The organism is Chroococcus sp. FPU101 (assembly GCF_017312365.1).
Taxonomy (GTDB): Bacteria; Cyanobacteriota; Cyanobacteriia; order Cyanobacteriales; family Microcystaceae; genus Chroococcus.
The window spans coordinates 1-1,489 of record NZ_BLJI01000096.1 but is presented as its reverse complement, the minus strand read 5'-3'; the positions used below and the strand labels follow the sequence as shown (position 1 = coordinate 1,489).

Sequence of the window (1,489 nt, the reverse complement as noted above, 5' to 3'; positions counted from 1 at the left end):
CCTTGACTTTTGCAAGAGTTCTTTTCTACACTCAACGGTACGAATGGCTTTGCGATTAATGGAATTAATGATGATGACTATTCAGGTGCGTCTGTCAGTAGTGCAGGAGATGTTAACGGCGATGGTTTTGATGACCTTCTCATTGGCGCACCAGGCCCTGGCAATAGTAATTTAGGACAGAGCTATGTGGTGTTTGGTAAGAGTGGCGGCTTTGGTGCTAGTTTTAATCTTTCTACACTCAATGGAACGAATGGCTTTGCTCTTATTAATGGAATTGAAGTTAGATACGATTCAAAAAGTTTTGTCAGCAATGCAGGGGATGTAAATGGTGATGGGTTTGATGATCTTATTGTCGGCTCACACCATGTCGATACCAATGGCATATATGACGTAGGAAAGAGTTATGTAGTGTTTGGTAAGAGTGGCGGGTTTAGTGCAAATATCAACCTTTTGACCCTCAACGGAACGAACGGCTTTGCGATTAATGGGATTAATGCTGGTGACCAGTCAGGCTATTCTGTGAGCAGTGCAGGAGATGTTAACGGTGATGGGTTTGATGATCTGATTATCGGCGCATATGGTGCAGCGCAAAGTTATGTAGTGTTTGGCAAGAGTGGCGGGTTTAGTACCAGTATCAATCTTTCTACTCTTAACGGAACAAACGGCTTTACCATCGAGGGTGCAGGCACGTCTGTGAGTAGTGCAGGGGATGTTAACGGTGATGGTGTTGATGATCTAATCATTGGTGATGGAGTACAAAGTTATGTAATCTTCGGCCAAAGAGCCACTACTTTACCGCGTATCACATTAGCCGTTTCACCATCTAGTGTTACAGAAGATGGAACAGGCACCCTGATTTATACTTTTACCCGTACAGGTTCTCTAACAAGTCCTCTCACGGTTAACTTTACACGTGGTGGTACAGCTATTGATGGCGGTGATTACGCTGACTCTGGTAATAATGGAAACACCGTCACTTTTGCGGCCAACTCGGCTACAGCGAGATTTACAATTAGTCCCAGAGATGATACAACATTTGAACCCAATGAAACGGTCATTTTGACTCTTGCTAGTGGTACAGGATATACCCTTGGTACTACAACACCAGTTACAGGAACAATTCTTAATGACGATACGGCACCACGCATTACATTAGCCGTTTCACCAACAAGCGTTACAGAAAATGGAACCGCCAACCTGATTTACACTTTTACTCGTACTGGTTCTTTAACAAATCCTCTAACGGTGAACTATGGTATTACTGGAACCGCGACCAAAGGCACCGATTACGCTAATATCGGCACCAGTGTAACTTTTGCGGCTAACTCGGCTACTGCTAGAGTTACAGTTAACCCGACAGGTGATACAGTAGTCGAACCCAATGAAACGGTCATTTTGACTCTTGCTAGTGGCGCAGGATACACCATTGGCACCACAACACCTGTCACGGGAACTATTACGAATGATGATACGGCACCACGCATTACAT

Annotated in this window: 1 protein-coding gene; it reads left to right on the top strand. The window is 44.3% G+C overall.

Features of this window, described 5'->3' with window-relative positions; genetic code table 11:
- Positions 1-9: 9 nt before the first annotated feature.
- Positions 10-1,489: Calx-beta domain-containing protein (locus CFPU101_RS25185; RefSeq protein ID WP_206818622.1), on the top strand; the 1,480-nt coding region annotated here is incomplete at its 3' end.